Origin of the sequence: Brachyspira catarrhinii (genome assembly GCF_005518285.1) — a bacterium.
GTDB lineage: Bacteria > Spirochaetota > Brachyspiria > Brachyspirales > Brachyspiraceae > Brachyspira > Brachyspira catarrhinii.
Genome location: NZ_SJDU01000801.1, coordinates 1 through 416, shown reverse-complemented (window position 1 = coordinate 416; position 416 = coordinate 1). Strand labels below are relative to the sequence as shown.

Here is a 416-nt window from a genome sequence, read left to right as displayed (position 1 = left end):
TGGGAACAAATTTTTTCACAAACGAAAATTTTAAATATAGAGAGGCTTATATACTGACTCCCGAAGAGGAATTATTTATTTTTACAAACGAAAATTTTTAATATACGACTATAATTTATTCGTTTAAAATTTTTCTTAAAACTTCATTAACGAGTTTTGGGTTTCCCTGTCCTTTTGTCGCTTTCATAGTTTGTCCGACTAAAAAACCAAAAGATTTTTCTTTTCCAGCTTTGAAGTCGGCTACCGATTTTGGATTATCTTTAAGCACTTTTTTTATTATGCTTTCGAGTTCTCCCGTGTCGCTCATTTGTTTCAAGCCTTTTTTGTCGACTATTGCCGATGGAGATTCTCCCGTTTCGCACATATCTTCAAAAATTTCTTTAGCTATATAAGGATATATTCTCTCCAAATAATTT

At 31.5% G+C, this 416-nt stretch carries 1 pseudogene; it reads right to left on the bottom strand.

Annotated elements, in window-relative coordinates:
* Positions 1-115: 115 nt before the first annotated feature.
* Positions 116-416 (bottom strand): annotated as a pseudogene (locus EZH24_RS13510) (Asp-tRNA(Asn)/Glu-tRNA(Gln) amidotransferase subunit GatB); the annotation flags it as partial.